The following is a 24826-nucleotide window of genomic DNA, read 5'->3' on the forward strand; positions in this document are numbered from 1 at the left end:
CTGCTCAAGCGCCGCAACGGCGGCGGCGTTGCCGCCAAGCGTGCCGTCGGCAAGGCGCGTCGGCACTTCCGGGTCCGCAAGAACGTCCGTGGTACGGCCGAGCGTCCCCGCCTGGTCGTCACGCGGTCCGCGCGGCACATCACCGCGCAGATCATCGACGACCTCAAGGGCCACACTCTGGCTTCGGCCTCCACGCTCGACACCTCGATCCGGGGTGGCGAGGGCGACAAGAGCGCCAAGTCCGGCAAGGTCGGCGCGCTCCTCGCGGAGCGGGCCAAGGCCGCGGGCATTTCCAAGGTCGTCTTCGACCGCGGTGGCAACAAGTACGCGGGCCGGATCGCCGCGCTTGCGGACGCCGCCCGCGAAGCCGGACTCGAGTTCTAGGAGGAATTGACCAATGCCTGGTCAGCAGCGCCGAGGCGGCGGGTCCGGCGGTAACACCGAGGGTGGCAACCGCAGGGACAACCGCCGTGAGGGCGGCCGCGGCAACGCGCCCGTCGAGAAGACCCCGCACCTGGAGCGGGTCGTCGCGATCAACCGCGTCGCCAAGGTCGTCAAGGGTGGTCGTCGCTTCAGCTTCACCGCCCTGGTGATCGTCGGTGACGGTGACGGCACCGTCGGCATCGGCTACGGAAAGGCCAAGGAGGTGCCCGCGGCCATCGCCAAGGGCGTCGAGGAGGCCAAGAAGCACTTCTTCAAGGTTCCGCGGATCGGTGCGACCATTCCGCACCCGATCACCGGCGAAGCCGCCGCGGGTGTCGTCCTGCTCAAGCCGGCCTCCGCCGGTACCGGCGTCATCGCCGGTGGCCCGGTGCGTGCCGTGCTGGAGTGCGCGGGTATCCACGACATCCTGTCGAAGAGCCTCGGCTCGTCGAACCCGATCAACATCGTGCACGCGACGGTGGCCGCTCTGAAGGGCCTCGAGTCGCCGGAGAAGGTCGCGGCTCGCCGTGGTCTGCCGGTCGAGGACGTGGCGCCGGCCGCCATGCTGTCCGCGCGTGCGGAAGCGGCGGTGCACTGATGGCTCGTTTGAAGGTCACCCAGATCCGGTCCGGGATCGGCCGTAAGCAGAACCAGCGGGACTCCCTGCGGTCGCTCGGGCTGAAGCGGATCAACGATGTGGTGGTCAAGGAGGACCGTCCCGAGATCCGGGGCATGATCTTTGCCGTGAACCACCTCGTCACTGTCGAGGAGGTCGAGTAAATGGCGATCAAGGTCCACCACCTGCGCCCGGCGCCCGGTGCCAAGACCGCGAAGACCCGTGTGGGTCGCGGTGAGGGCTCCAAGGGCAAGACCGCCGGTCGCGGTACCAAGGGCACCGGCGCCCGCAAGAACACTCCGGCGTCGTTCGAGGGTGGGCAGATGCCCATCCACATGCGCCTGCCGAAGATGAAGGGCCTGCGCAACAAGCCCCGTAACAAGGTCGTCTTCCAGGTGGTCAACCTGGACCGGCTCGCCGAGCTGTTCCCGAACGGCGGCGAGGTCGGCCCGGCGGAGCTGGTCGAGGCCGGCGCCGTGCGCAAGGGCCAGCCGGTCAAGGTGCTGGGCTCCGGCGAGCTGGGCAGCGTCTCGCTGACCATCTCGGCGCACGCGTTCAGCGAGTCCGCCAAGGAGAAGATCGCCGCGGCCGGTGGCTCCACCACCCAGCTGTAAGCAGTAAGCGGCCGGTGGCTCCGCCACTGAGCCGTGAGCGGTAAGCGGTCAGGGCCGCGGTACCGGGGAGACCCGGCGCCGCGGCCCTTCGGCTTTCGGGTCGGTCCGGATCGTGGGATCGATGAGGCGGAAACGGCCCTGTGTGCCGTGTGCGCCCTCGATCGCACCCCGGGCGGGTCCGGTGTACCCGTGACGGCAAAACGCCGCCAGGGGGCGCACAGGCGGGTTTGAGCGCGATTCTCTTCGATCGAGGGGGATCGAGTGACCGGGAGTCGCCCGTCCGTACCGTATTGTGAAGTCTCGGCTCGGGCGCGGGGGTGACCGGGCCTGGTTCAGCGCGGCTTGCCGATCGTGGCATAAGCACATGGTTCAGCCACGAAGCCGGACAGTTGTGCTGTACTGGGGCATCGGCCGTACGGTGCCGGTGGTTGTGCTCTCGGCCTTGCTGATACAGTGCTCCGCTGGCGGCCTCTACGGCTGCTCAATGATGTGTGCCCGAACTTTCCGGGATTACCGCAACCAGAGTGTGGCGACCACGCAGGAGGATCAGTTGTTGTCCGCCTTCTCTAGCGCGCTTCGGACGCCTGACCTGCGGAAGAAGCTACTCTTCACGGTAGCGATTATCGCGATCTACCGTCTCGGTGCCACATTGCCCAGTCCGGGTGTGTCTTATACCAACGTCAAGGCGTGCATCGCGCTCACCGAGCAGGCGGGCAACAGCGTTCTCAACCTGTTGAACCTGTTCTCCGGCGGTGCGTTGCTGCAGCTCTCGGTCTTCGCGCTGGGCATCATGCCGTACATCACGGCGTCGATCATCCTGCAGCTGCTGACGGTCGTGATCCCGCGACTGGAGCAGCTCCGCAAGGAGGGCCAGTCCGGCCAGGCGAAGATCACGCAGTACACCCGTTACCTGACGCTGGGCCTGGCCGTGCTGCAGGCCTCCGCGTTCGTCGCCCTGGCGCGGACCGGTCAGCTGTTCGGCAACATGTGCGACCAGGACAACCCGGCCTACCAGATCATCCCGGAGAACACCGGGCTGCCGATGTGGCTGACCCTGACCGTCCTGGTGATGACGATGACCGCCGGCACCGGCGTGGTCATGTGGCTGGGCGAGCTGATCACCGACCGCGGTGTCGGCAACGGCATGTCGGTCCTGATCTTCACCTCGATCGCGGCTCGCCTCCCCGGTGAGGGCTGGACGATCAAGACCTCGAGCGGCACCGCCAAGTTCATGCTGGTGATCGGCCTGGTCCTGGTGATCATCGCTCTGGTCGTCTTCATCGAGCAGGCGCAGCGCCGCATCCCCGTGCAGTACGCGAAGCGCATGATCGGCCGGCGGATGTACGGCGGCACCTCCACCTACATCCCGCTGAAGGTCAACCAGGCGGGTGTCGTCCCGGTCATCTTCGGTTCCTCGCTGCTCTACCTGCCGCAGCTGTACCTGCAGTTCTTCGACCAGAACAACCTCAAGGACTACCAGGTCTGGATCCAGAACAACCTCGCGGATCCCACCAGCCCGATCTACATCGGCCTGTACTTCCTGCTGATCATCTTCTTCACGTACTTCTACGTGTCGATCACGTTCAACCCGACTGAGGTCGCGGAGAACATGAAGAAGTACGGTGGTTTCGTTCCGGGTATTCGCCCGGGTAAGCCGACCGCCGACTACCTGGACTTCATCCTCAGCCGGATCACCCTGCCGGGCGCGCTGTATCTGGCCCTGATCTCGGTTCTGCCGAACTTCTTCTTCATCTGGCTGAACCAGAACCAGTACCAGAACTTCCCGTTCGGCGGCACCGCGGTGCTGATCATGGTGGGCGTGGGTCTGGAGACGGTGAAGCAGATCGAGAGCCAACTCATGCAGCGGAACTACGAAGGGTTCCTCCGGTAGTGGGTACGCGGGGCCGGGGGGCTCTGGCGTCGACGGTAGGCGTGGTTTCTCCTGACCGAAGCGAGGCGATGTAGGTGCGGCTGGTACTGGTGGGCCCTCCGGGGGCCGGCAAGGGGACCCAGGCTGAGTTCATCGCCGCCCATCTCGCCGTACCGAAGATCTCGACCGGTGACATCTTCCGGGCCAACGTCTCGCAGGGCACGCCGCTGGGTGTGGAGGCCAAGCGGTACATGGACGCCGGGCAGCTCGTACCCGACGAGGTGACCATCAACATGGTGCGCGACCGGCTCGCCGAGCCGGACGCCAGCGACGGCTTCCTGCTCGACGGGTTCCCGCGCACCGTGCCGCAGGCGTCCGCGCTGGACAAGCTGCTGGCCGACCTCGGCACCGCGCTGGACATCGTGATGGAGCTCGTGGTCGACGACGACGAGGTGATCCGGCGGCTCTCGGGCCGCCGGACCTGCCGTGGTTGCGGCAAGATCTGGCACGTCGAGTTCGACCCGACCAGCAAGGAAAACATCTGCGACCGCTGCGGCAGCGAGCTGTTCCAGCGTGACGACGACAAGGCCGACACGATCGCCAACCGGCTCGTCGAGTACGCGGACAAGACCGCGCCGCTGGTCGACTTCTACGGCGCTCAGGGCAAGCTCGTGGGCATCGACGCGACCGGTCCGGTGGAGGACGTCACAGTGCGCGCGATCGATGCTCTGCGCTCCTACGGGGGCTGACCATGGCTCGTGAGCTGGACATCCAGCTGAAGACACCGGAACAGATCGAGCTGATGCGGGCCGCCGGCCTGGTGGTGGCGGCCGCACTCGACGCGATGCGGGACGCGGTGGCGCCCGGTGTCTCGACCGCCGACCTGGACGCGATCGCCGAGAAGGTGATCCGCGACGCCGGTGCTGTCCCGTCGTTCAAGGGCTACCACGGCTTCCCGGCCTCGATCTGCGCCTCGGTCAACGAGCAGGTCGTCCACGGCATCCCGGGCGTGGAGCAGATCCTGCGCGAGGGCGACCTGATCTCGCTGGACTGCGGCGCGATCCTGGAGGGCTGGCACGGCGACTCGGCGATCACCGTCGGCGTCGGCGAGACCGACCCGGCGCTGCTGAGGATGGCCGAGGTCGCCGAGGACGCGATGTGGGCGGGTATCGCGGCTGCGGCACGTGGCGTGGCCAACGGCCGGGGCCGGCTCACCGACATCTCGTTCAACATCGAGAAGGTGATCCGCAAGGCCGGGCGGTACGGGATCGTGGACGGCTACGGCGGCCACGGCATCGGCACCGAGATGCACCAGGACCCGCACGTGCTCAACCACGGCAAGCCCGGACGCGGTATCCGGGTGGTCGCGGGCATGGCGCTGGCGATCGAGCCGATGATCACGATGGGCTCGCCGCGCACCGTGGAGCTCGACGACGGCTGGACCGTGGTCACCCGTGACGGCTCCCGGGCCGCGCACGTGGAGCACACCATGGCGCTGCTGGAGGACGGGGTCTGGGTGACCACCGCGCAGGACGGTGGCAGGGCCCGCCTGGGCGACCTGGTGACCGCTCGGCAGGCATAGCCGAGGGTGGTACTCGGCTGCCATGCTGTGACGCATGGTGCACGAGGGGATGCGGGCGGGGGACGCCGACCGTCAGAACGTCGCCGATCAGCTGAAGCTGGCGCTCGACGAGGGCCGGCTGGACCTGAGCGAGTACGACGAGCGGCTCCAGAAGACGTATGCGGCGAAGACCTTCAAGGACCTCGACGGTCTCCTCGACGACCTGCCCGGCACGATTCCGGCCCAGCGGGCCCAGGTGGAGCCGCATCGCGTGGCCGGGGCTCCGGAGCCGGCGAAGCGCAAGAACAAGCATCATGGCCACGGCAGCAGCGGGTTCGCCGGCATGCTGGGTGTCTTCCTGGTCTGCACGCTGATCTGGGCGATGACGAGTCTCTCGACCCGTGAGGTGCAGTACTTCTGGCCCGGCTGGGTGCTGATCCCGGTGATCTTCGCAGCGGTCGGGCACTTCAGCGACCGGAACAAGCGCCGCCGCTGAGGGTCCGTGACACGATATTGTCGGATATGTCCGTCGCGGACACGCCCGACCCCGGGTTGCGGAACCCTCGGTTTGGCGTCGCTGTGGCGGGCGCGTAGACTGGCTTGCTGGCGCGCAGCGTCCACTCTTTCATGTCCTCAGCGCTTCGAGGACGGGAGGAGCCGCGGCTGGTCTGAGCCGATTTTCGGCCCAGGTAAGACGTTGCACAAGCCAGCCCCACGAACCCGATGTCAGGTAGCGGAGGACATGCCTAAGAAAGACGGAGCCATCGAGATCGAAGGCCGAGTGATCGAGCCCCTGCCGAACGCCATGTTCCGCGTCGAGCTCGCCAATGGTCACAAGGTCCTGGCACACATCTCCGGGAAGATGCGCCAGCACTACATCCGCATCCTTCCCGAGGACAGGGTCGTCGTCGAGCTCTCGCCGTACGACCTGACCCGTGGGCGAATCGTCTACCGCTACAAGTAAGCGGGTCTGCGGGGTTTCACTTACCCGTCTGACTGAGAGTTAAGGCAAACCGTGAAGGTCAAGCCGAGCGTCAAGCGGATCTGCAACAACTGCCGGGTCATCCGGCGGCACGGCCGGGTCATGGTCATCTGCAGCACCGACCCGCGCCACAAGCAGCGCCAGGGCTGATCGCAGCCTCGACGCAGGATCCGCACCACCGAACAAGCTCGTTCCAGCCGCGAAGCATGTGCATGAGCGGCCACACCCCCGGTCGGAGGCCGGGGCCCGCCCGGGCAGGCGGGGTGGATCGGGCACAGACCTCCGTGAGACACCTGAGGAGTACGCCCACTTATGGCACGTCTCGTCGGCGTCGATCTACCCCGCGAGAAGCGGATGGAGATCGCGCTCACCTACATCTTCGGCATCGGTCGCACCCGTGCCGTCGAGGCACTGACTGCTACCGCGATTGACCTGAACAAGCGCGCCAAGGACCTCACTGATGAGGAGCTGGTTCAGCTCCGTAACTACATCGAGGCCAACTTCAAGGTTGAGGGCGACCTGCGCCGCGAGGTCGCCGCGGACATCCGCCGCAAGGTCGAGATCGGTTGCTACGCCGGTATCCGCCACCGCAAGGGCCTGCCCGTGCGTGGACAGCGGACCCGTACCAACGCTCGTACCCGCAAGGGTCCGAAGCGGACGGTCGCCGGTAAGAAGAAGCCCGGTCGGAAGTAATAGGAGCGCACTGACTTATGCCACCGAAGGCACGCGCTGGAGCCGCTGTAAAGAAGGTCCGGCGCAAGGAACGCAAGAACGTCGCCCACGGGCAGGCGCACATCAAGAGCACCTTCAACAACACCATCGTGTCGATCACCGACCCGACCGGTGCTGTCATCTCCTGGGCCTCCTCCGGCCAGGTGGGCTTCAAGGGCTCCCGCAAGTCGACCCCGTTCGCCGCGCAGCTCGCTGCCGAGGCGGCCGCCCGTCGTGCCATGGAGCACGGCATGCGCAAGGTCGATGTTTTCGTCAAGGGTCCGGGCTCCGGCCGAGAGACCGCCATCCGTTCGCTGCAGGCCGCGGGCCTCGAGGTCGGGCAGATCTCCGACGTCACGCCGCAGCCGCACAACGGTTGCCGTCCGCCGAAGCGCCGCCGGGTCTGAGGGAGATCTAGAGATGGCTCGTTACACAGGTGCGGACTGCAAGCGCTGCCGCCGCGAGAAGATGAAGCTCTTCCTGAAGGGGAGCAAGTGCGACGGGCCGAAGTGCCCGTTCGAGTCGCGTCCCTTCCCGCCCGGCCAGCACGGCCGTGGCCGGACCAAGGAGACCGAGTACCTGCTCCAGCACCGCGAGAAGCAGAAGGCCCGCCGCGCGTACGGCGTGCTCGAGAAGCAGTTCCGCGGTTACTACGAGGAGGCTGTCACCAAGCCCGGCAAGACCGGTGAGGTGCTGCTGCAGATCCTCGAGTCGCGTCTCGACAACGTCGTCTACCGGGCCGGCTACGCCGCTTCCCGGGACATGGCCCGGCAGCTGGTCAAGCACGGCCACTTCCTGGTCAACGGCAAGAAGGTCGACATCCCGTCGTACCGGGTGAAGGAGCACGACATCGTCACGCTCCGCGAGAAGTCGAAGGAGCTCACGCCCTTCGTCGTCGCGCAGGCCCAGGCCGGTTCCCGGCCGGTGCCGGCGTGGCTCGAGCCCATCCCGAGCGAGATGAAGATCCTGATCCACACGCTCCCGGCTCGCGCTGTCATCGACACGCAGGTCCAGGAGCAGCTGATCGTCGAGCTCTACTCGAAGTAGTGAAACGCCCGGCGCCTGAAGAGGCGCCGGGCGCATCAGACGGCCATCAAATAGTGGGTGGCCCGACAGAAAGAAGAACAGCGTGCTCATCAGCCAGCGGCCGAGTCTCTCGGAGGAATCCCTCAGCGAGACCCGCTCCCGGTTCACCATCGAGCCCCTGGAGCCGGGCTTCGGCTACACCCTCGGTAACTCCCTCCGCCGTACGCTGCTGTCGTCCATCCCGGGCGCGGCGGTCACCAGCATCAAGATCGACGGCGTGCTGCACGAGTTCACCACGATCCCCGGTGTCAAGGAGGACGTGGTCGAGCTGGTCATGAACGTCAAGGAACTGACCGTCAGCTCCGAGCACGACGAGCCGGTCAGCATGTACCTGCGCAAGCAGGGCCCGGGCGACGTGACCGCCGGTGACATCCAGCCCCCGGCCGGTGTCTCCGTGCACAACCCCGACCTGAAGCTGGCGACCCTGAACAGCAAGGGCCGGCTCGACATGGAGCTGACCGTCGAGCGTGGCCGTGGCTACGTCACGGCGGCGCAGAACAAGAGCGCCGGCGCCGAGATCGGCCGGATCCCGGTCGACTCGATCTACTCGCCGGTTCTCAAGGTCACCTACCGCGTCGAGGCGACCCGTGTCGAGCAGCGCACCGACTTCGACCGTCTGATCATCGACGTCGAGTCGAAGGCGTCGATCTCGCCGCGGACCGCTCTGGCGTCGGCCGGCTCCACCCTGGTCGAGCTCTTCGGCCTCTGCCGCGAGCTGGACGAGACCGCCGAGGGCATCGACATCGGCCCGTCGCCGCAGGACGCGCAGCTCGCTGCCGACCTGGCGCTGCCGATCGAGGAGCTGGACCTCACCGTTCGGTCCTACAACTGCCTCAAGCGCGAGGGCATCAACAGCGTGGGCGAGTTGATAGGGCGTACGGAGGCTGACCTTCTGGACATCCGGAACTTCGGCCAGAAGTCGATCGACGAGGTCAAGATGAAGCTCGCCGGAATGGGCCTGGGACTGAAGGACAGCGCGCCGTCCTTCGACCCGGCGCACGTCGTGGATTCGTTCGGCGACGTGGACTACGACACCGACGACTACCGCGAGACCGAGCAGCTGTAATTCCGGCTGCCGCGCCATAACCAAGGAGCATCGAAAAAATGCCCACGCCCACCAAGGGTGCCCGCCTCGGCGGCAGCCCGGCACACGAGAAGCTCATCCTGGCCAACCTGGCCACCGAGCTCTTCCGGCACGGGAAGATCAAGACCACCGAGTCGAAGGCCAAGCGGCTGCGCCCGCTGGCTGAGCAGCTCGTCACGAAGGCCAAGCGCGGCGACCTGCACGCCCGCCGTCGCGTCCTGACCGTCGTGAAGGACAAGGACGTCGTGTACGCCCTGTTCGAGCAGATCGCTCCGCGGTACTCGAACCGCCCCGGCGGTTACACCCGGATCACCAAGATCGGCCCGCGCAAGGGTGACGCCGCTCCGATGGCCGTCATCGAGCTGGTCGAGGAGCTCCAGGTCGCGGCCACCACCACCGGCCCGTCGAAGCAGGCTCGCAAGGCCGCCGCGCAGCAGGCCAAGGTCGAGGCGCTGGCCCCGGAGGAGGAGGCGCCCAAGGCTGCCGCCACCGCCGAGACCGACGCCGACCAGGACGCCGAGGCTCCGGTCAACGCGTCCGGCGACAAGGCCGAGGGCGACGACGCCAAGGCCTGATCTTCATCAGGTGAGACCCGGCACCCACTCTGGGTGCCGGGTCTTTCTTCTTTCTGCGTACGGGAGCACGCTGCGGAATGCAGGAATCCATCCGTCTTCGACTGGACGTGTCATACGACGGCGCCGAGTTCTCCGGGTGGGCTGCCCAGCCTGGTCGCCGTACCGTTGCCGGGGTTCTGACCGAGGCCTTGGGCCGCCTTGCCGGCGCCGAGACGCCCTTCGGTCTCACCGTCGCGGGCCGGACCGACGCGGGGGTGCACGCCACCGGCCAGGTATGCCACGTCGATCTGCCGGCGGACCGCTATGCCGAGCTGGAGGGCTCGCTGCTGCGGCGCCTCGCCGCCCTGATGCCGCCGGATGCCCGCGTCCGCGCCGTTGTGCCGGTCCCCGCCGATTTCGACGCCCGTTTCTCCGCCACCTTCCGCCGGTACGAGTACCGCGTCTGCGACGACCCGTGGGGTCCCGAGCCGCTGCGCCGCCACGACACGCTCGGCTGGGTGCGCCCGCTCGATCTGGACCGGCTCAACGCGGCCGCGGCCGGGCTCGTCGGAGAGCACGACTTCGCCGCGTTCTGCAAGCGCAAGGAGCACGCGACCACGATCCGGGCGATCACCCGGCTCCAGTGGCGCCGCGACCCGGACCGGATCTGCGTGGCGACCGTGCAGGCGGACGCGTTCTGCCAGGCCATGGTCCGCAGCCTGGTCGGCGCGATGCTCACGGTCGGCGATGGCCGTCGTGACCCGTCCTGGCCCGCCCGGTTGCTCACGCTGCGCGAGCGGTCGAGTGAGGTGACCGTCGCACCGGCGCACGGGCTGACGCTGATCGCTGTCGGTTACCCGGGGGAGACCGAGTACGCGGCCCGCGCCGAGGCCACCCGGCGCCTGCGAGCCTAGACCGCGCGGCGGGACAGGACCGTTTCGCTGAGGTGGGCGTCGAGCAGGTCGGACGTTATCCGCTGAACCTGTGGGTCGTCGCCGGGGAGCAGTTCGCCGTCCGGGCCGGTGATCGCGCAGTACATCAGGTAGTGCCCGCGGGTGCGCCAGCCGACCGGGGTGCCGGGTGCGGTCTCGGCGCCGGCCAGATCGGTGAAGCCGCCGTCGCCGGACTCGACCAGGGTGGGCACGAGACGTCCGACGGCCTCGGCGCTAGCGGTGTCGGGGAGGTTCAGGACGCCGGCGGTCACCCGGTAGGCGGCGTGCGGGACGGTGAGGGCGGCGCGGACCGCTTGCGTACACCCGTACCTTCGCAGTGTGGAGCGCAGGGTGCCGCTGGCCGCGAGTGCGCAGTCGGCGGTGAGGGTCGTCCTGGCCGTGCGGAACGTCGCGGAGCCGGCGGGGAAGACCTCGGTCTCGGACAACGGCTCGGGATCGACGGCGCGTGAGGCGATCCGGGAATCGGCCTCGGACGCGGCGGCAACGGGCGGATGACCCTCGTCCGCGACGATGAGGACCGCCAGCATCACCACGATGCCGGAGACGATCAGGGCGGCGAGGCCTCGGGTGAGCAGGTGGGCGGTCTGTTGTGGGTTCCGCCGGGCGTGCCGGTGCGGCACCGGATAACGATGCTGACCGATGGGGCCTGGTTGCCGCACCAGCAGGGCGGAGCGCGTCGGGGTGGCGTACCGCATGGGAGCCAAGCTAGGCGCGCACGCTGATCTATGAACGCACAGTCTGTCCGCCACCCGGACGGGGGACCCCGCACGCGGCAGGGGAGACTTGGCGGGTGAGTGCCGACCACTACTTCACCGCCGAGCCCGGCGCGCCGATCCGCCGCAGCGAGATCGAGTTCACCGTCGCCGGCCGGAACTACCGGCTGGCGGTCGCGTCCGGCGTCTTCTCGGCCGGGCGCCTGGACCCGGGCACGGCCGTGCTCCTGCGCAAGGCCACCCTGCCCGAGGCCGGCGCCGAGGGCACCTTCCTGGACCTGGGCTGCGGTTACGGGCCGATCGCGTGCGTGCTGGCGAGCCAGGCGCCGCGGGCGACCGTCCACGCTGTCGACGTGAACTCGCGCGCTCGGGAGCTCACCACGGAGAACGCGGCGACGCTCGGGCTGGCCGGCCGGATCCGGGTCGCCGCACCGGACGAGGTCCCGGACGACGTGACGTTCGACGAGATCTGGAGCAACCCGCCGACGCATGTGGGCAAGGCCGAACTGCACGCGATCCTGCAGCAGTGGATGCCCCGCCTGGCGCCGGGCGGCGTCGCGTGGCTGGTCATCAACCGCAACCTGGGTGGCGACTCGCTGCACGCGTGGCTCGTCGCCGGCGGTTGGAACGTCGAGCGGGTGGCCAGCCAGAAGGGCTTCCGGGTGCTGCGGGTCACCGGAAAATCGGCTGACTGACCGGTCGCGGGCGGGGAGGATTCCGGCATGGGTTACGTGGATGTCGCCGGCGCGGGCTTCGTGCTCCCCGATGGGCGGGAGCTGTTCGCCGACGTGTCGTTCCGGGTCGGAGAGGGTGCGAAGGTGGCACTCGTCGGCCCCAACGGCGCCGGCAAGACCACGCTGATGCGGATGGTCGCCGGTGACATCCCGGCGCAGACCGGCACCATCGCCCGGTCCGGCGGGCTCGGCGTGATGCGACAGTTCATCGGCATGATCGGCGACGACCGGACCTTGGAGGATCTCGCACTCTCCCTGGTGGCACCGGCGCTGAGCGCGTCCGGCGAGCGACTTCGGCTGGCTGCGGCGGCGCTCGACGAGACCGAGAAGAGCCAGATTGCGTACGCGAACGCGCTCGCGAACTGGGGCGAGTCCGGTGGGTACGAGGCGGAGGTGCTCTTCGACACCGTCGCCGTGTCGATCCTCGGCAAGCCGTGGGACGAGGCTCGCCATCGTGTGGTGCGAACTCTGTCGGGCGGCGAGCAGAAACGGTTCGCCCTGGACCTGCTGCTGCGCGGCACCGACGAGGTGCTGCTGCTCGACGAGCCGGACAACTTCCTCGACGTGCCCGCCAAACGCTGGCTGGAGCAGCGGCTGCGCGAGTCGCAGAAGTCGGTGCTCTACGTCTCGCACGACCGGGAACTGCTGGCCGAGACCGCCGACCGGGTCGTCGCCGTCGAGGGCGGCGGCGCCTGGACGCACCCGGGCGGGTTCGCCTCCTGGCACGAGGCCCGGATGAACCGGCACGAGCGGATGGAGGAGCTGCGTCGCCGCTGGGACGAGGAGCACGAGAAGCTCAAGGAGCTCGTGTTCACGTTGAAGAACAAGGCGGCGTACAACGACGGTCTGGCCTCGCGCTATCAGGCCGCGCAGACCCGGCTCCGCAAGTTTGAGGAGGCCGGCCCGCCGCCGCTGCCGCCGAAGGACCAGGCGGTGAAGATGAACCTGCGCGGCGGGCGCACCGGTAAACGGGCGGTCATGTGTTCCCAGCTCGAGCTGGAGAACCTGACGTTCCCCTTCGATCTGGAGATCTGGTACGGGGACCGCGTCGCCGTCCTCGGCGCCAACGGCACCGGCAAGTCGCACTTCCTGCGGCTGCTCGCGTCCGGTGGCACCGAGCCCGATCTGGAGCACAAACCGGTCGACGGCGCGCCGCTCACGCACGTGGCGCACGAGGGCCGGGCCCGGCTCGGCGCGCGGGTCCGCCCAGGCCACTTCTCGCAGACCCACGACCGGCCCGAGCTGGTGGAGAAGACGCTCGTCGAGATCCTCTGGCGCGGCGACGAGCATCGGTCCGGAATGGACCGGGCGGGTGCGATGAAGGCGCTCAACCGGTACGAACTGGCCGCGCAGGGCGACCAGCGGTTCGGCACCCTGTCCGGTGGTCAGCAGGCACGGTTCCTGGTGCTGCTGCTCGAGCTGTCCGGTGCGACCGTGCTGCTGCTCGACGAGCCGACGGACAACCTGGACCTGGCCTCGGCGGAAGCGCTGGAGGAGGGGCTGAAGGCGTTCGACGGCACGGTGATCGCGGTCACCCACGACCGGTGGTTCACCCGCTCGTTCGATCGGTTCGTGCTGTTCAGAAGCGACGGCGAGGTCGTCGAGGTCCCCGAGCCGGTCTGGGACGTCCGCTAGCTTCTTCGTCACGGACCGGTTATGGTCCGGTTACAACACCAAACCCCACGGGAGCCCGGGCACCGGGCTGAGAGGGGGGCTGATGCGGCCCCCGACCGTCGAACCTGATCCGGGTAATGCCGGCGCAGGGAGGAGTGCTTCATGCACTGGTTTCCCCGTATTCACGTCATCACCGACTCGCTCGATGTGGTTCGTGGTGTCGCGGGTTCCTCCGGTGACGTCGCCGTCCAGATTCGAGTCAAGAGCAACGACGCTTCGGCGTACGCGCTGACCGTCGCGGCGATCGAGATCTGCCGGCCGGCCGGGACGATGGTGCTGGTCAACGACCGGGTCGGGGTGGCGCTGGCGGCGGGTGCGGACGGCGTGCACGTGGGCGCGGACGACCTGCCCGTCGAGGCCACCCGGCGTGTCGTCGGCCCGGACGCGATCGTCGGCGCGACCTGCCGCAACCCGTCGGCGGCCCGCGCGGCGGTCGCGGCGGGCGCCAGTTACCTCGGCGTGGGGCCGGCGTTCGACACCTCCACCAAGGACGGGCTGCCACCGCCGCTCGGACCGGTCGCGATCGCGGCCGTCGCCGAGGCGGTCCCGGGCACGCCGGTCCTGGCGATCGGCGGCATCACCGCGGAACGGGTGCCGCTGCTCGCGGCGCACGGTGTCGCGGCGGTCGCCGCCTTCGCGAAGGATCCGAAGGGAGCGGTCGCGGAGTTCCTGGCGGTCCTGCCATGAACGAGCCGGGGATCGCCGCGGGTGCCGGCATGGCTCCGAGCGCCGACGTGGCTGCGGGCGCCGATGTGGCCGGCATCGGTCGGGTCGCCGTTGTCGGTGCCGGGATCATCGGACTCGCGATCGCCGACGAGCTCGTCCGGCGTGGGGCGGATGTCACCGTCTACGACACGGCGCCCGAGGGCACTGGCGGCGCGTGGCACGTCGCGGCCGGGATGCTGGCGCCGGGTGGGGAGTCGACCTTTGAGTACCCGCATCTCACCCGGCTGCTGGACGCTGCCAACGAGCTGTGGCCGTCGTACGCCGCGGGCCTCGGTGACGTCGGGTACGACGACGCCGGAACGCTCGGTGTCGCGCTGACCGCTGATGACGTCGCGGAGTCGGCCCGGGAGTGGAAGCACCAGAAGCTCACCCCGTTGACCGGGTCGCAGTTGCGTGACCGGGAACCCGCGCTGTCCCCACGGGTCCGGGCCGGGGTTTTCGCGCCCTCTGAGCGGCAAGTCGACCCACGGAAGGTCGTGGCGGTTCTGCGCGGCCGTCTGGCCCGTGCTGTCGTCAGAAAAAACATTTCCGACTTGTCCGAAGTGGAAGCTGACGTGGTCGTCGTGGCGGCGGGCTGCGGCACGGCGGCGCTCACCGGGCTGCCGATTCGGCCGGTCAAGGGCCAGATGATCCGCCTGCGCGGTGAACCCGGCCTGCTCCGGCACGTGATCGACGGGATGGCCGACGGGCGGCACGTCTACCTCGTGCCGCGTGCGGACGGTGAGGTCGTCATCGGCGCGACCCAGGAGGAACGGACCGATCACACGCTCACCGCCGGCGGGGTGCACGAGCTGCTGCGGGCGGCGCTCGACCTGGTGCCGGGGCTCGCCGAACACGACATCACCGAGTTCACCGTGGGGCATCGGCCGGGTACGCCGGACAACGCGCCGCTGCTCGGTTTCCTCGACGGCAGCCGCCGGATCGTGGTGGCGGCCGGCCATTACCGCAACGGTGTCCTGCTCGCGCCGATCACGGCGCGGCTCATCGCCGAACTGGTGCTCACCGGATCGGCGGATCCCCTGCTCGAATCCTTCGAACCCGGGAGGTTCGGATGCGCCTGACTCGATGCTCCCTTCGCGGACCGGGGAGGTTCGGATGTGCCTGACTCGATGCTTTCGTCGCGGACCTGGGAGGTTCGGATGCGTCTGACAGTCAACGGGCGGCTGGAGAGCCGGTCCGACACGTGCTCGGTGGCGGTGCTGGTCGCCGAGATCACCGAGGCGAGTCGTGGGGTGGCGGTCGCGGTCAACGGGACGGTGGTGCCGCGTTCGACGTGGTCCGCGGTCGACCTGGCCGACGGCGACCGGGTCGAGGTGCTCACCGCCGCGCAGGGAGGCTGAGATGTCGTCGTTCTCGCCGGGTTCTCAACCGGCTTCCGTGTCGGCCTTTCTTCCAGCCAACGGGCTGATTCTCGGGACGGGTGGTGCGAACAGCCTGGCCGCGCTGGAAGAGGCGATCCGGGCGTCCGAGACGACGCTGGTCACGGTGGCGCTGCGCCGGGTGGAGGCGGCCGGGCCGGGACTGCTGCCGATGCTGGACCGGCTGGGCGTGCGGGTACTGCCGAACACGGCGGGCTGTTACACGGCCGGGGACGCGGTGAAGACGGCGCAGATGGCGCGGGAGGCGTTCGAGACGGAGCTGATCAAGCTTGAGGTGATCGGTGACGAGCGGACCCTGCTGCCGGACGGGGTGGAGCTGCTGCGCGCGGCGGAGACGCTGGTGGCAGACGGGTTCACGGTTCTGCCGTACACCACCGACGACCCGATCCTGGCCCGCCGCCTCGCGGACGCCGGATGCGCCGCGGTGATGCCGGCGGGCTCGCCGATCGGTTCCGGTCTCGGGATCTCCAACCCGCACCACATCGAGCTGATCAGGCAGAGCGTCGACGTGCCGGTCGTGCTGGACGCGGGCATCGGCACGGCCTCGGACGCGGCGTTCGCCATGGAACTCGGCTGTGACGCGGTGCTGATCGCGAGCGCGATCACCCGGGCCGACGATCCGGCGGCGATGGCGGCGGCGATGCGGCACGCGGTCGCGGCCGGGCGGCTGGCCAGAGCTGCGGGGCGCATTCCGCGTCGTCATCACGCGGTCGCGTCCACTGAGGACGAGGGGATTCCGGTGTGGTGACGCCGGGCGGGCTCGTCGTGCTCACCGATCGGCGGTCCGCCGCGAGGCCGTTGACGGAGGTGGTCCGGGCCGTCGTCCGCGGCGGCGCCGAGTGGGTCATCCTTCGCGAGAAAGATCTTGGGTACGCCGAACGCGCGGCCGTTTTCGGTCAACTCCGGTCTGTCGTGCCACCGGGCCGGCTGATCGTTGCCGGTCCTGACCCGCTGGGTGGCGCGGCTGTTCATCTCGCCGGCGGTGATCCGGTGCCGGCGGGGGTGGAGTTGGTGGGCCGGTCGTGGCACGGGACCGAGGATCTGTCGGGTGTGGACTATGTGACGATTTCGCCGGTTTATCCGACGTCGTCGAAGCCGGGGTATGGGCCGGCGCTCGGTGCGCCGGGGGCAGCCGGGGCGGCATCGCGGGCGGGGGTGCCGTGGTTGGCGCTCGGCGGGATCTCGTCGGCGGGGCAGGCGGCGGAGTGCGCGGCGGCCGGCGCGGCGGGGATCGCGGTGATGGGCGCGGTGATGCGGTCGCCGGATCCGGAGGTAACGGCGCGGGAGTTGTCGGAGGCGTTCGCCGGTGGCCGTGAGGCATTTTCCGATGTCTGTGGAGGGTCTGCCGGTGTCCGTGAGGTGTCCTCCGGTGTCCGTGGAGGGTCCTCCGGTGGCCGTGCGGCGTTCTCTGCTGTCCGTGGAGGGTTCGCCGGCGTCCGTGAGGTGTTGTCCGGTGTTCGTGAGGCGGGTGAGGTGCGGTGACGCCTCGGGTGGTGTTGACGATTGCGGGGTCGGACTCCGGTGGGGGCGCTGGGATTCAGGCGGATTTGAAGACGTTTGCGGCTTTGGGGGTGTTCGGGGCTTCGGTGATTACGGCTGTCACGGCGCAGAACACGCTTGGGGTGACGGACATTCATCCGGTGCCGGCTGAGAGCGTGGCGGCGCAGTTGGACGCGGTGCTCTCCGATTTGACGGTGGCGGCGGTCAAGGTTGGCATGATCTCGGATCCGGCCGTGGCGAAGGTGATCGCGGCGCGGGCGGCGGAGCTGCCGAACCTGGTTGTGGATCCGGTGCTCGTCGCCACGGCGGGGAGCCGGCTGGGAGAGGCGGCTGTGGTTGGTGTGCTCCTCGCGTACCCCTGCATTTTGACGCCGAACCGGCACGAAGCTGGCGCCCTCCTCGGAAGGCCCGTTGAGACGGCCGAGGAAATGGTCTCGGCTGCGGCCGAGCTCGCGGAGCTCGGGCCGCGCGCCGTCGTGGTGACCGGCAGTGAGCTGGCGCTGGACGTGCTGCACCACGACGGGAAGACGGTGCTGCTGCCGGGCTCGCCGGTGCCGACCCGGAACAACCACGGATCGGGATGCACGTTCTCGTCGGCGATCGCGGTGCGGCTGGCGGCGGGCGACACGGTGCCGGATGCGGTGCGGGCGGCCAAGGAGTACGTGCATCGCGGGCTGCTCGGGGGCAGTGCGTGGCGGCTGGGTGCCGGACCCGGGCCGCTGGACCATTTCGGCTGGTCGATCTAGGGCTGCCGGCCCCGAAGCGGGGATCTCTGCTGCCCATCGACGCCGTGTTTATCACTATTTGGGGAGGTATGGATCGTGCGACGCAAGGTCTATGTGGAGGGTCCGCGCGCGGACATCCGGGTGCCGTTCACCGAGGTCGTGCTGACCGGGGACCACCCGCCGGTGCGGCTCTACGACACGTCGGGGCCGGGTAGCGAACCGGTGGACGGACTGCCCCCGCTGCGGAAACCGTGGCGGACCGGGCGGACCCAGCTCGAGTCGGCGCGGGCCGGGATCGTGACGCCGGAGATGGAGTTCGTCGCGGTGCGGGAAGGGGTGTCGCCCGCGGTCGTCCTGGAGGAGATCGCGGCGGGGCGCGCGGTGCTGCCGGCCAACGTGAACCACCCGGAGTCCGAACCGATGATCATCGGGTCGCGGTTCCTGGTGAAGGTCAACGCGAACATCGGTACGTCGGCGGTCACCTCCTCGATCGATGAGGAGGTGGAGAAGCTGACGTGGGCGACGCGGTGGGGCGCGGACACCGTGATGGACCTGTCCACCGGGCCGCGGATTCATGAGACGCGGGAGGCGATCGTACGGAACTCGCCGGTGCCGATCGGGACGGTGCCGATCTATCAGGCGCTCGAGAAGGTCAACGGTGATCCGCTCAAGCTCACCTGGGAGCTGTTCCGGGAGACGGTTCTGGAGCAGGCGGCTCAGGGGGTGGATTACATGACGATCCATGCCGGGGTGCTGCTGTCCTATGTGCCGCTGGCCGCCGAACGCGTCACCGGGATCGTGTCGCGGGGCGGGTCGATCATGGCGGCGTGGTGCCTGGCGGAGCACCGGGAGAACTTCCTGTACACGCACTTCCGGGAACTGTGCGAGATCTTCCGGGAGTACGACATCACGTTCTCCCTGGGTGACGGGCTGCGCCCGGGGTCGATCGCGGACGCCAACGACGAGGCGCAGTTCGCGGAGCTGCGGACGTTGGGGGAGTTGACGCACATCGCCTGGGAGTACGGCGTGCAGGTGATGGTCGAGGGGCCCGGACACGTACCCATGCACAAGATCAAGGAGAACGTGGATCTGCAGCAGGAGCTGTGCTCGGGGGCGCCGTTCTACACGCTTGGGCCGTTGGCCACGGACATCGCTCCGGCCTATGACCACATCACGTCGGCCATCGGGGCGGCGATGATCGGGATGTTCGGGACGGCCATGCTCTGTTACGTCACTCCCAAGGAGCATCTGGGGCTTCCCAACAAGGAGGACGTCAAGGCGGGGATGATCGCGTACAAGATCGCGGCCCACTCGGCTGACCTGGGTAAAGGACATGCTGGGGCTCAGGAGTGGGATGACGCGCTGTCGCGGGCGCGGTTCGACTTCCGGTGGGAGGACCAGTTCGAGCTGGCGCTGGACCCGGAGACGGCACGGGCCTATCACGACGAGACGCTGCCCGCGGCGCCGGCGAAGACCGCGCACTTCTGCTCGATGTGCGGGCCGAAGTTCTGCTCCATGAAGATCAGTCATGAGCTGCGGGCTGCCGGGATGAAGGCCAAGTCGGAGGAGTTCGTGGAGGGTGGGGGGCGGGTTTACCTGCCTGTGGTTGGTTAGGGGGTTGGGCGCTTCGAAGGGGGTAGGAAGTCGTAGAAGGGCTCGCGCTTGGGTTCGGGTTCGGGGATGGGCTTGTTCAGTTGGGCGAGGTCTTCTACGGCTTTCCGTTCTATCTCGGCGACCGTGGTGAGGGCGGTGTCGTCGGGGTCGGTGGTGGGTTCGGGCTGTTTCGGTTCGGGCTGTTTCGGTTCGGGCTGTTTCGGTTCGCGTTGCTGGGGGTCGGGTTGCTCGGGGGGTGGGGTGGCTTTTGGCTTTGCGGCCTTGCGGGGGCTCGGCTTGCGGCGTGGGGTGCGCTTTGCCGGGGTGGGGGTGTCGGTGACCGGGGCGGAATCGGCCGAGGGTTCGGGGGTGGCCACGGGTTCGGCGGGGACGGTGGGCTTGGGTCGGGGGCGCCGGGATCGTTTAGCGGGAGCTTTAGTGGGTGCTGATTCGGTGGGCTGCTTCTGGGCCTCGGGTGATTCCTCGGTCTTTTCTTGAGCAGCGATCGGTTCTTCCGTATCGGGCTTGTCGCCTGTTTCAGGCTTCTCCGCTTTCTCGGACTTTTCCTTTGTTTCGGTCTTTTCTGATTCGGCCTGCTCCGCCTCGATGATCTGGGCCTCGGTGGGCAGGGGTTCAATCGCCTCTTGGGCTGGCGGCTCCTGGGCTGCCGGCTCCTGGGCTGCCGGCTCCTGGACTGGCGGCTCCTGGACTGGTGGCTCCTGGGCTGCCAGCTCCGGGGACGGCGACTCGGGGGCGGCCGGTAGGGCGGCGGCCGGGGCAGGGCCCTCGACCGGCGTCGCCTTGCGGGACCGTGGTGTCCGTGGCGGTGCGGCAGGGGTGGGCTCCGCGATGATCGGCGGGGCGTCCGGTTCCGTGATGCTCGGCTGGATCCGGTAGCGGTAGGTGATGCCCTCGTCCCGGACGATGAAGTCGTCGGAGCCGTCCGGGCGGGTCCAGGTGAGGATCATCTGGCCGTAGCGTTCGGCGAGCTTCACCAGGGCGGGGAACGTGTCGACGAGGACCACCGGCTTGCCGGGCGGGCTGGCCATCGGCTCGACCGGGACGATCAGGTGGGGGTACCGGCGTTCGATCTGAGCGCGGGTGCGCAGCGGCACGTGGCGCAGCGCCATCATGGCGATCACGACGGCGCCGCCTATGGCGACCAGGAGCAGGTACACGGCGTACTTGCGGGCCTGGCTCGCGGTCACGACGTCGTAGCCGAACGCGCCGATCTGCCGGTCCTGGACCCTCGACCCGGTCGCGCCGCTGCTCTGGTCGACCAGCAGGCTCTCCGGGCCGCTCGCGAGGGTGAGCTGGAGCGGTGCCAGGTTGAGCGCGATCTGCGGTTCGAACGCCGTACCGTCGTTGTGCTCGATCCTCGTCGTGATGGCCAGCGTGATGGCACCCATGTCCGCGCCGATCGCCTTGCCGGCGTCGATGGCGCGTTTCTCCAGGGTGTCGAGGTCCAAGAGTACGGCGTCGAGGTAGCGCTGCGACGTGAACTGCTTCGGCTGCGACAGGTTGACCGTGGTGTGCCAGCCGTTCTGCGCCGAGAGGCGGGCGTTGACCTCGATGCGGCCGGGCTCACCCTGGTACGACATCTGCAGCTTGACCACCGACGCGAGCTTTCGGAAGACCGGGTCGGGGGAGTAGACGGTCGTGCCGTCGTAGGCGGGCGAGAGCGGTACGTCGGCCGAGTACGAGAAGGTCATCGCCTCGCCGGCCTTGCCGCTGCCCCGGACCGTCTCGGTCGCCGGCTTCATGTAGCCGAGGACCCCGAGGGCCAAGCCGAGAACGCCCGCAACAACGGTGGCGTAGGCGAGCACGCGGAGCGCCGGGTGCAGGCGGCTGACGGCCTTGAAGATCGCCGTGGCCATCGCCATCGAGCCGCCTTGGCCAGACATGCCCTTCACTTTCTTCTTCCGGCGGCCCCGGGGTATGTCTCTTCGGGTCTTGGCCACGGCCGTGCCGCCACTGACGAACAGAAAGCCGATCATGCCCAGACCCGTGGGGCTGAGCACCGGCTGCAATACGGTGCCGACCTTGGGGATGTGGAGAGCGGCCCGGCCGATCAGTTGATCGACGGCAACCTTGTCGGGATCGGCGTCCTTGTTGTTGTCACCCTGGAAGACGAACCCGGTCTCGGCGTTGCCGCCGATGATCCGGTGCAGGACCTCCATCTGGCCGCCTGCACCATGGTATGCGGCGATATCGCCCTGTTGGTACATATCCGGCTTTGTGATGAGCACCAGATCGCCGGCGTAGTAGACGGGCTGCATGCTCTTGCCCTGCGTGACGACGTAGGAGAGGCGGCCCGTGTTGACCGCCCATGCACCAATGGCCGCCATCACGAGGATGGCGGCCATGGCGAGGCGTCGTGCTCGAACCTGAATGACAAACTCCGGCGGTCTGGCGGTCCGGCGTCATCGCAGAGCAGTGACAGCCGGGCGGCGGAAGCCGCCGGACTGTACGTCAGACCAGGTTAACGGCGACGTCGACGGTGGTGATGCTGTTCCAGTAGTTGGAGCCGTCGGCGCAGGTCCACGTGCCGCCGCTCTCGGTGCAGGTCAGCCAGGTGGTGGCGCCGGTACCGGTGACGGTGTTGGCCTTGACGGAGACGATGCCGTTGGCGCTCGTCACGGCCGTCGACGCGCCGACGTGGGCGGTCACCTTGATCTCGTTGATGCGGTCCGGGTTCGTCGCGTCCGTGTTGACGAAGTCGAGCGTGTCGAGTTCGGCACCGGTGATGGCGACCGCGGAGACCTTACCGCCGGCGATGACGGAGGACGTTCCGTCGGTCACACCCGAGGCGGTGAAGGCGGTCGTTCCGGCTGCGACGGCACCCGCGACGGCAACGCCGCCCAGCAGCTGAAGAAGGTTGCGCATGTATGTCTCCCCTTGGTCGGTAGCCCAGCCGGCCTCGTGGGCCCCGTTGGCTTTGCGTCCCCGGCTCGCGCCGGGTTTGCGTTTATCGGCCGAGCGGATGCTCGATTTGCTTGCGCCAGGTTGTTCGGCCGTGGCATGGGCGGGCTAAGACTTAGGGCGAGACTTTTATTCGATTTGCGCACCTGAAACCGGTGCGGGTGCTAAACGGTTGCGCCCCGCCCCGGCAAACGGGACGGGGCGCGACGTTACTGCTCAGAGCCGGTAGAAGTTCACGTAGTGGTCGGGCGTGAAGTACGCGACCCGGGTGCTCCGGTTGACCACGATCCGGTACGCGTCCCGCGCCGCCCCCCGGTTCCGTGAGTAGACGTCGTACTCGCTGTAGGTGGCGGAGGGCAGCTGCCCCTCGCGGTTGTAGAACCGTCCGCCGGTGTAGTTGTAGTTGCCGTACGGCCACGAGTACCACCCGGCGGTGGTAGGCCAACCGAGTGACGCCCATCCGTTGAACGCCGTGCGGGCCGCCGAGCAGCGGCTGATGGTGCAGCTGTTGTAGACCGCCGCCTGTGCCGCGTCGGTGTGCGTGGGCGCCACCACCGCGGGTGCGACGAGGGCGGTGCCGGCGAGGGCGAGGACCAGGGTGAGGCCGGAGAGGAACCGGCCGATTCGGGACACCATGACGTTTCGGACTCCGATGCCGTCGAGTGGGGGATGAGACCCGGACATCGACAATCGTCATCGGCGTGGTGGCTCGGCGGTACCTCCCGGTCCAGTCATTCCATCGGCGTTCAGCGATATTTCAGGAGTTGCCCAGCCTGTTCACCCAGCTGACGTATTCGGAGTCCCTGCCCTCCGGCGGCAGGATCGAGTCGGGTGTCAGGGGCGTGCGCTGCGCCGGAGCGGTGTCGACGCCGGTACGCGGCGCGGGCTGCGGGGCGGCGAAACCGTTGAACGACGGTGCCGGCGCGGGTGGGTTCTCCGGGGCGGAACGACGGGTGCGCCAGCCTCGGCGCGGGTTCGGTGCGGGGGCGGCCGGCGCCTGCTGACCCGAGAAGCGGGGCTCCTCCGGCTGCTGGGTGAAGGGCGTACCCGTACCCGAGGAAAAGGGTGACCCGACCGCGTTGGCCGGGACGTTGTTGGCGAGATCCGCGAGCGGATGCGGGCGCTCGGCCACCGAGAAGACCCCGGTGTCCGACGGGCGCAGCTGTGCCTCGGGACGCTGTGCCGCCGCCGCTGCGACCGCGGCGATCGCGGACTGGCTCGGCGCGTGCCGCTGAGGTAGGGACGCGTTGCCGGTGGACGGCTCGGACGAAGGCGGAGCCGACGAGTTGGAGGGTGAACCGCCGGGCCTGCCGAGTTCCTCGGCCGGGCTCGACTCGGGAGCGCCGCGCACGATCGCGGCCAGCACCGATCCGAGCACGCCGGCGCCGCTGGCGATCATCGCCGCCCAGTACGGGCTGAAGGCGAAACCGGCGCCGTCCTGCCCGGGGCCCGCGATCAGGTAGGCGACGGTGAGCAGGGCCGGACCGGCCAGCCCGGTGAGTGCCACGGCCAGGGTCGACTTACGCCGGCCACGGGCCACCCAGCCGAGGATCAGCCCGGCGAGCAGGGCCAGCACCGGCATCGTGAGGAACGGGGTCCGGTCGGCGACCGCCTCCGGGATGAGGCTGCCCCCGAGGACGCCCAGGCGGGGCGCTTCCGGGGTGCGGCCGGGCAGCAGGGACGGCGTGACGGAGACGAGGGCGACGATCCAGACCAGCACGGTCAGGGTGGCCAGGTTCCACCGGGCCACCGCCTTGGCCGCGGCGGCCCAGGCGGCGAAGATGCCGACGGCCGCGGCGAGACCGGCGCAGACGCCGATGACGAAGACCGGGCGTACGCCGTCGATCAGCGCGGCCCGCGCGGGCTGCATGGTCAGCGGAAGCACCGCGAGGGCGCCGAGGCCGCCCGCCATGCCCATGGCGAGCGCGCCGCCCATGCCCACCTGCTGTGGTCGCCACCGAGGGCGAAGGCCTGTGCCGACGATGGCGCCGAACGCCGCGGCGGTCATCGTGATCCAGGCGACCCAGGCCAGTTGCGCCGTCCATTGATCACGTAGAGTCACATCGAGATCAAGGTCCAGGCGGACCATACCGAGCCCGTAGGCGATGCCGAGTTGGCCGGCTCCGACCACTGCTGCCGCCGCGGCGGTTGTGGCCAATAGCTTCACCCAGCTCCGAAATGCCATGCCCGGCACGTTACGGAATGCCGCGTGCGACGCGCCAGTCCGGTACTCCGTTCTTAAGGCAGCCTAAAGTCACGATCTTGAAAAATCGATGAGAGTCGTTCAATTTTCGCCACTCTCGGTGAGCTGTGGGCGACGTACGGAATATTTGCCATGTGACCGTCCGGAGTGGACACTGTGCGGCACGGACAACGAGTCCGTCGCCTCTCGTCAATCCTTGCGAA

Annotated in this window: 30 protein-coding genes and 2 riboswitches; of the genes, 25 read left to right on the forward strand and 5 right to left on the reverse strand. The window is 68.8% G+C overall.

Annotated features, from left to right (window positions below; genetic code table 11):
* From rplR to truA, 16 genes are all read left to right on the forward strand, one after another.
* Complete coding sequence (gene rplR, locus AB0M02_RS07795) at positions 1–384, forward strand: 50S ribosomal protein L18 (RefSeq protein ID WP_364224491.1); 384 nt, start codon at positions 1–3, stop codon at positions 382–384.
* Between the two features lie 13 nt (positions 385–397).
* A complete protein-coding gene (gene rpsE / locus AB0M02_RS07800) occupies positions 398–1021 on the forward strand; it encodes a 30S ribosomal protein S5 (RefSeq protein ID WP_364223295.1) in 624 nt (207 codons plus the stop codon).
* A complete protein-coding gene (gene rpmD / locus AB0M02_RS07805) occupies positions 1021–1203 on the forward strand; it encodes a 50S ribosomal protein L30 (RefSeq protein WP_043531070.1) in 183 nt (60 codons plus the stop codon). Before rpsE ends, rpmD begins: the two co-directional genes overlap by 1 nt.
* On the forward strand, positions 1204–1653 hold the full coding sequence (rplO, locus tag AB0M02_RS07810) for a 50S ribosomal protein L15 (protein WP_364223299.1): 450 nt from the start codon (positions 1204–1206) through the stop codon (positions 1651–1653).
* 550 nt (positions 1654–2203) lie between these two features.
* A complete protein-coding gene (secY, locus tag AB0M02_RS07815) occupies positions 2204–3544 on the forward strand; it encodes a preprotein translocase subunit SecY (RefSeq protein WP_364223301.1) in 1341 nt (446 codons plus the stop codon).
* 74 nt (positions 3545–3618) lie between these two features.
* Positions 3619–4272 (forward strand): adenylate kinase, encoded by a 654-nt coding sequence (locus tag AB0M02_RS07820; protein ID WP_364223304.1) that lies wholly within the window; start codon positions 3619–3621, stop codon positions 4270–4272.
* A gap of 2 nt (positions 4273–4274) precedes the next feature.
* Entirely contained in the window at positions 4275–5105 is an 831-nt protein-coding gene (gene map, locus AB0M02_RS07825) for a type I methionyl aminopeptidase (protein WP_364223307.1), read from the forward strand.
* A 34-nt stretch (positions 5106–5139) separates the two neighbouring features.
* On the forward strand, positions 5140–5580 hold the full coding sequence (locus AB0M02_RS07830; RefSeq protein ID WP_364223310.1) for a DUF1707 domain-containing protein: 441 nt from the start codon (positions 5140–5142) through the stop codon (positions 5578–5580).
* Positions 5581–5826: 246 nt separating this feature from the next.
* Positions 5827–6048, forward strand: a complete 222-nt coding sequence (infA, locus tag AB0M02_RS07835) for a translation initiation factor IF-1 (RefSeq protein ID WP_007073013.1) — start codon at positions 5827–5829, stop codon at positions 6046–6048.
* Between the two features lie 51 nt (positions 6049–6099).
* Complete coding sequence (rpmJ, locus tag AB0M02_RS07840; protein WP_014440745.1) at positions 6100–6216, forward strand: 50S ribosomal protein L36; 117 nt, start codon at positions 6100–6102, stop codon at positions 6214–6216.
* Between the two features lie 162 nt (positions 6217–6378).
* On the forward strand, positions 6379–6759 hold the full coding sequence (rpsM, locus tag AB0M02_RS07845) for a 30S ribosomal protein S13 (protein ID WP_364223313.1): 381 nt from the start codon (positions 6379–6381) through the stop codon (positions 6757–6759).
* A 17-nt stretch (positions 6760–6776) separates the two neighbouring features.
* Positions 6777–7184 carry a 30S ribosomal protein S11 gene (gene rpsK / locus AB0M02_RS07850; protein WP_014440747.1) on the forward strand — a complete coding sequence of 136 codons (408 nt, stop codon included), beginning with the start codon at positions 6777–6779 and terminating at the stop codon, positions 7182–7184.
* Positions 7185–7197: 13 nt separating this feature from the next.
* On the forward strand, positions 7198–7824 hold the full coding sequence (gene rpsD, locus AB0M02_RS07855) for a 30S ribosomal protein S4 (RefSeq protein ID WP_364223316.1): 627 nt from the start codon (positions 7198–7200) through the stop codon (positions 7822–7824).
* Between the two features lie 82 nt (positions 7825–7906).
* Positions 7907–8929 carry a DNA-directed RNA polymerase subunit alpha gene (locus tag AB0M02_RS07860; protein ID WP_364223319.1) on the forward strand — a complete coding sequence of 341 codons (1023 nt, stop codon included), beginning with the start codon at positions 7907–7909 and terminating at the stop codon, positions 8927–8929.
* 38 nt (positions 8930–8967) lie between these two features.
* Complete coding sequence (rplQ, locus tag AB0M02_RS07865; protein WP_364223322.1) at positions 8968–9522, forward strand: 50S ribosomal protein L17; 555 nt, start codon at positions 8968–8970, stop codon at positions 9520–9522.
* Between the two features lie 77 nt (positions 9523–9599).
* A complete protein-coding gene (gene truA, locus AB0M02_RS07870) occupies positions 9600–10415 on the forward strand; it encodes a tRNA pseudouridine(38-40) synthase TruA (RefSeq protein ID WP_364223325.1) in 816 nt (271 codons plus the stop codon).
* Here truA and AB0M02_RS07875 read toward each other — a convergent pair.
* Positions 10412–11149, reverse strand: coding sequence for a hypothetical protein (locus AB0M02_RS07875; protein ID WP_364223328.1), 738 nt, complete (start codon positions 11147–11149; stop codon positions 10412–10414). The genes truA and AB0M02_RS07875 overlap by 4 nt on opposite strands.
* A 95-nt stretch (positions 11150–11244) precedes the next feature.
* Here AB0M02_RS07875 and AB0M02_RS07880 point away from each other — a divergent pair, with 95 nt between their 5' ends.
* The 9 genes from AB0M02_RS07880 to thiC all read left to right on the forward strand — a co-directional run bounded on the left by AB0M02_RS07880 (position 11245) and on the right by thiC (position 19519).
* Complete coding sequence (locus tag AB0M02_RS07880; protein WP_364223331.1) at positions 11245–11862, forward strand: methyltransferase; 618 nt, start codon at positions 11245–11247, stop codon at positions 11860–11862.
* A gap of 27 nt (positions 11863–11889) precedes the next feature.
* Positions 11890–13536, forward strand: coding sequence for an ATP-binding cassette domain-containing protein (locus AB0M02_RS07885; RefSeq protein WP_364223334.1), 1647 nt, complete (start codon positions 11890–11892; stop codon positions 13534–13536).
* A gap of 37 nt (positions 13537–13573) precedes the next feature.
* Positions 13574–13684: riboswitch (TPP riboswitch) on the forward strand.
* Complete coding sequence (locus AB0M02_RS07890) at positions 13678–14262, forward strand: thiamine phosphate synthase (protein WP_364223337.1); 585 nt, start codon at positions 13678–13680, stop codon at positions 14260–14262. (Overlaps the previous riboswitch by 7 nt.)
* Entirely contained in the window at positions 14259–15362 is a 1104-nt protein-coding gene (gene thiO, locus AB0M02_RS07895) for a glycine oxidase ThiO (protein WP_364223340.1), read from the forward strand. Before AB0M02_RS07890 ends, thiO begins: the two co-directional genes overlap by 4 nt.
* Before the next feature lie 78 nt (positions 15363–15440).
* Positions 15441–15641 carry a sulfur carrier protein ThiS gene (thiS, locus tag AB0M02_RS07900; protein WP_364223343.1) on the forward strand — a complete coding sequence of 67 codons (201 nt, stop codon included), beginning with the start codon at positions 15441–15443 and terminating at the stop codon, positions 15639–15641.
* 1 nt (position 15642) lies between these two features.
* Positions 15643–16428 (forward strand): thiazole synthase, encoded by a 786-nt coding sequence (locus AB0M02_RS07905; protein WP_364223346.1) that lies wholly within the window; start codon positions 15643–15645, stop codon positions 16426–16428.
* Positions 16422–17162 (forward strand): thiamine phosphate synthase, encoded by a 741-nt coding sequence (locus AB0M02_RS07910; RefSeq protein ID WP_364223349.1) that lies wholly within the window; start codon positions 16422–16424, stop codon positions 17160–17162. Before AB0M02_RS07905 ends, AB0M02_RS07910 begins: the two co-directional genes overlap by 7 nt.
* On the forward strand, positions 17159–17926 hold the full coding sequence (thiD, locus tag AB0M02_RS07915; RefSeq protein ID WP_364223352.1) for a bifunctional hydroxymethylpyrimidine kinase/phosphomethylpyrimidine kinase: 768 nt from the start codon (positions 17159–17161) through the stop codon (positions 17924–17926). The genes AB0M02_RS07910 and thiD overlap by 4 nt, the downstream gene beginning before the upstream one ends.
* A gap of 75 nt (positions 17927–18001) precedes the next feature.
* Positions 18002–19519, forward strand: coding sequence for a phosphomethylpyrimidine synthase ThiC (gene thiC / locus AB0M02_RS07920; protein WP_364223355.1), 1518 nt, complete (start codon positions 18002–18004; stop codon positions 19517–19519).
* Here the strand turns inward: thiC and AB0M02_RS07925 are convergent.
* The 4 genes from AB0M02_RS07925 to AB0M02_RS07940 all read right to left on the reverse strand — a co-directional run bounded on the left by AB0M02_RS07925 (position 19516) and on the right by AB0M02_RS07940 (position 24605).
* Complete coding sequence (locus tag AB0M02_RS07925) at positions 19516–21864, reverse strand: signal peptidase I (protein WP_364223357.1); 2349 nt, start codon at positions 21862–21864, stop codon at positions 19516–19518. The two genes, thiC and AB0M02_RS07925, sit on opposite strands and share 4 nt — an antisense overlap.
* Positions 21865–21970: 106 nt before the next feature.
* Positions 21971–22384, reverse strand: coding sequence for a hypothetical protein (locus AB0M02_RS07930; protein ID WP_364223360.1), 414 nt, complete (start codon positions 22382–22384; stop codon positions 21971–21973).
* Between the two features lie 15 nt (positions 22385–22399).
* Positions 22400–22475: riboswitch (cyclic di-GMP riboswitch) on the reverse strand.
* A gap of 161 nt (positions 22476–22636) precedes the next feature.
* Positions 22637–23056, reverse strand: coding sequence for a ribonuclease domain-containing protein (locus AB0M02_RS07935; RefSeq protein WP_364223363.1), 420 nt, complete (start codon positions 23054–23056; stop codon positions 22637–22639).
* 121 nt (positions 23057–23177) lie between these two features.
* A complete protein-coding gene (locus tag AB0M02_RS07940; protein WP_364223366.1) occupies positions 23178–24605 on the reverse strand; it encodes a hypothetical protein in 1428 nt (475 codons plus the stop codon).
* Between the last annotated feature and the right edge of the window lie 221 nt (positions 24606–24826).

It is taken from the genome of Actinoplanes sp. NPDC051861 (assembly GCF_040681145.1).
GTDB lineage: Bacteria > Actinomycetota > Actinomycetes > Mycobacteriales > Micromonosporaceae > Actinoplanes.

What these genes read in the sequence shown, in the direction of transcription:
- rpsE (WP_364223295.1), top strand. Translation starts at nt 398, where the DNA reads ATGCCTGGTCAGCAGCGCCGAGGCGGCGGGTCCGGCGGTAACACCGAG.
- rpmD (WP_043531070.1), top strand. Translation starts at nt 1,021, where the DNA reads ATGGCTCGTTTGAAGGTCACCCAGATCCGGTCCGGGATCGGCCGTAAG.
- rplO (WP_364223299.1), top strand. Translation starts at nt 1,204, where the DNA reads ATGGCGATCAAGGTCCACCACCTGCGCCCGGCGCCCGGTGCCAAGACC.
- map (WP_364223307.1), top strand. Translation starts at nt 4,275, where the DNA reads ATGGCTCGTGAGCTGGACATCCAGCTGAAGACACCGGAACAGATCGAG.
- AB0M02_RS07830 (WP_364223310.1), top strand. Translation starts at nt 5,140, where the DNA reads ATGGTGCACGAGGGGATGCGGGCGGGGGACGCCGACCGTCAGAACGTC.
- infA (WP_007073013.1), top strand. Translation starts at nt 5,827, where the DNA reads ATGCCTAAGAAAGACGGAGCCATCGAGATCGAAGGCCGAGTGATCGAG.
- rpsM (WP_364223313.1), top strand. Translation starts at nt 6,379, where the DNA reads ATGGCACGTCTCGTCGGCGTCGATCTACCCCGCGAGAAGCGGATGGAG.
- rpsK (WP_014440747.1), top strand. Translation starts at nt 6,777, where the DNA reads ATGCCACCGAAGGCACGCGCTGGAGCCGCTGTAAAGAAGGTCCGGCGC.
- rpsD (WP_364223316.1), top strand. Translation starts at nt 7,198, where the DNA reads ATGGCTCGTTACACAGGTGCGGACTGCAAGCGCTGCCGCCGCGAGAAG.
- rplQ (WP_364223322.1), top strand. Translation starts at nt 8,968, where the DNA reads ATGCCCACGCCCACCAAGGGTGCCCGCCTCGGCGGCAGCCCGGCACAC.
- truA (WP_364223325.1), top strand. Translation starts at nt 9,600, where the DNA reads ATGCAGGAATCCATCCGTCTTCGACTGGACGTGTCATACGACGGCGCC.
- AB0M02_RS07875 (WP_364223328.1), bottom strand. Translation starts at nt 11,149, where the DNA reads ATGCGGTACGCCACCCCGACGCGCTCCGCCCTGCTGGTGCGGCAACCA.
- AB0M02_RS07885 (WP_364223334.1), top strand. Translation starts at nt 11,890, where the DNA reads ATGGGTTACGTGGATGTCGCCGGCGCGGGCTTCGTGCTCCCCGATGGG.
- AB0M02_RS07890 (WP_364223337.1), top strand. Translation starts at nt 13,678, where the DNA reads ATGCACTGGTTTCCCCGTATTCACGTCATCACCGACTCGCTCGATGTG.
- thiO (WP_364223340.1), top strand. Translation starts at nt 14,259, where the DNA reads ATGAACGAGCCGGGGATCGCCGCGGGTGCCGGCATGGCTCCGAGCGCC.
- thiS (WP_364223343.1), top strand. Translation starts at nt 15,441, where the DNA reads ATGCGTCTGACAGTCAACGGGCGGCTGGAGAGCCGGTCCGACACGTGC.
- AB0M02_RS07905 (WP_364223346.1), top strand. Translation starts at nt 15,643, where the DNA reads ATGTCGTCGTTCTCGCCGGGTTCTCAACCGGCTTCCGTGTCGGCCTTT.
- AB0M02_RS07925 (WP_364223357.1), bottom strand. Translation starts at nt 21,864, where the DNA reads ATGGCCGCCATCCTCGTGATGGCGGCCATTGGTGCATGGGCGGTCAAC.
- AB0M02_RS07930 (WP_364223360.1), bottom strand. Translation starts at nt 22,384, where the DNA reads ATGCGCAACCTTCTTCAGCTGCTGGGCGGCGTTGCCGTCGCGGGTGCC.
- AB0M02_RS07935 (WP_364223363.1), bottom strand. Translation starts at nt 23,056, where the DNA reads ATGGTGTCCCGAATCGGCCGGTTCCTCTCCGGCCTCACCCTGGTCCTC.
- AB0M02_RS07940 (WP_364223366.1), bottom strand. Translation starts at nt 24,605, where the DNA reads ATGGCATTTCGGAGCTGGGTGAAGCTATTGGCCACAACCGCCGCGGCG.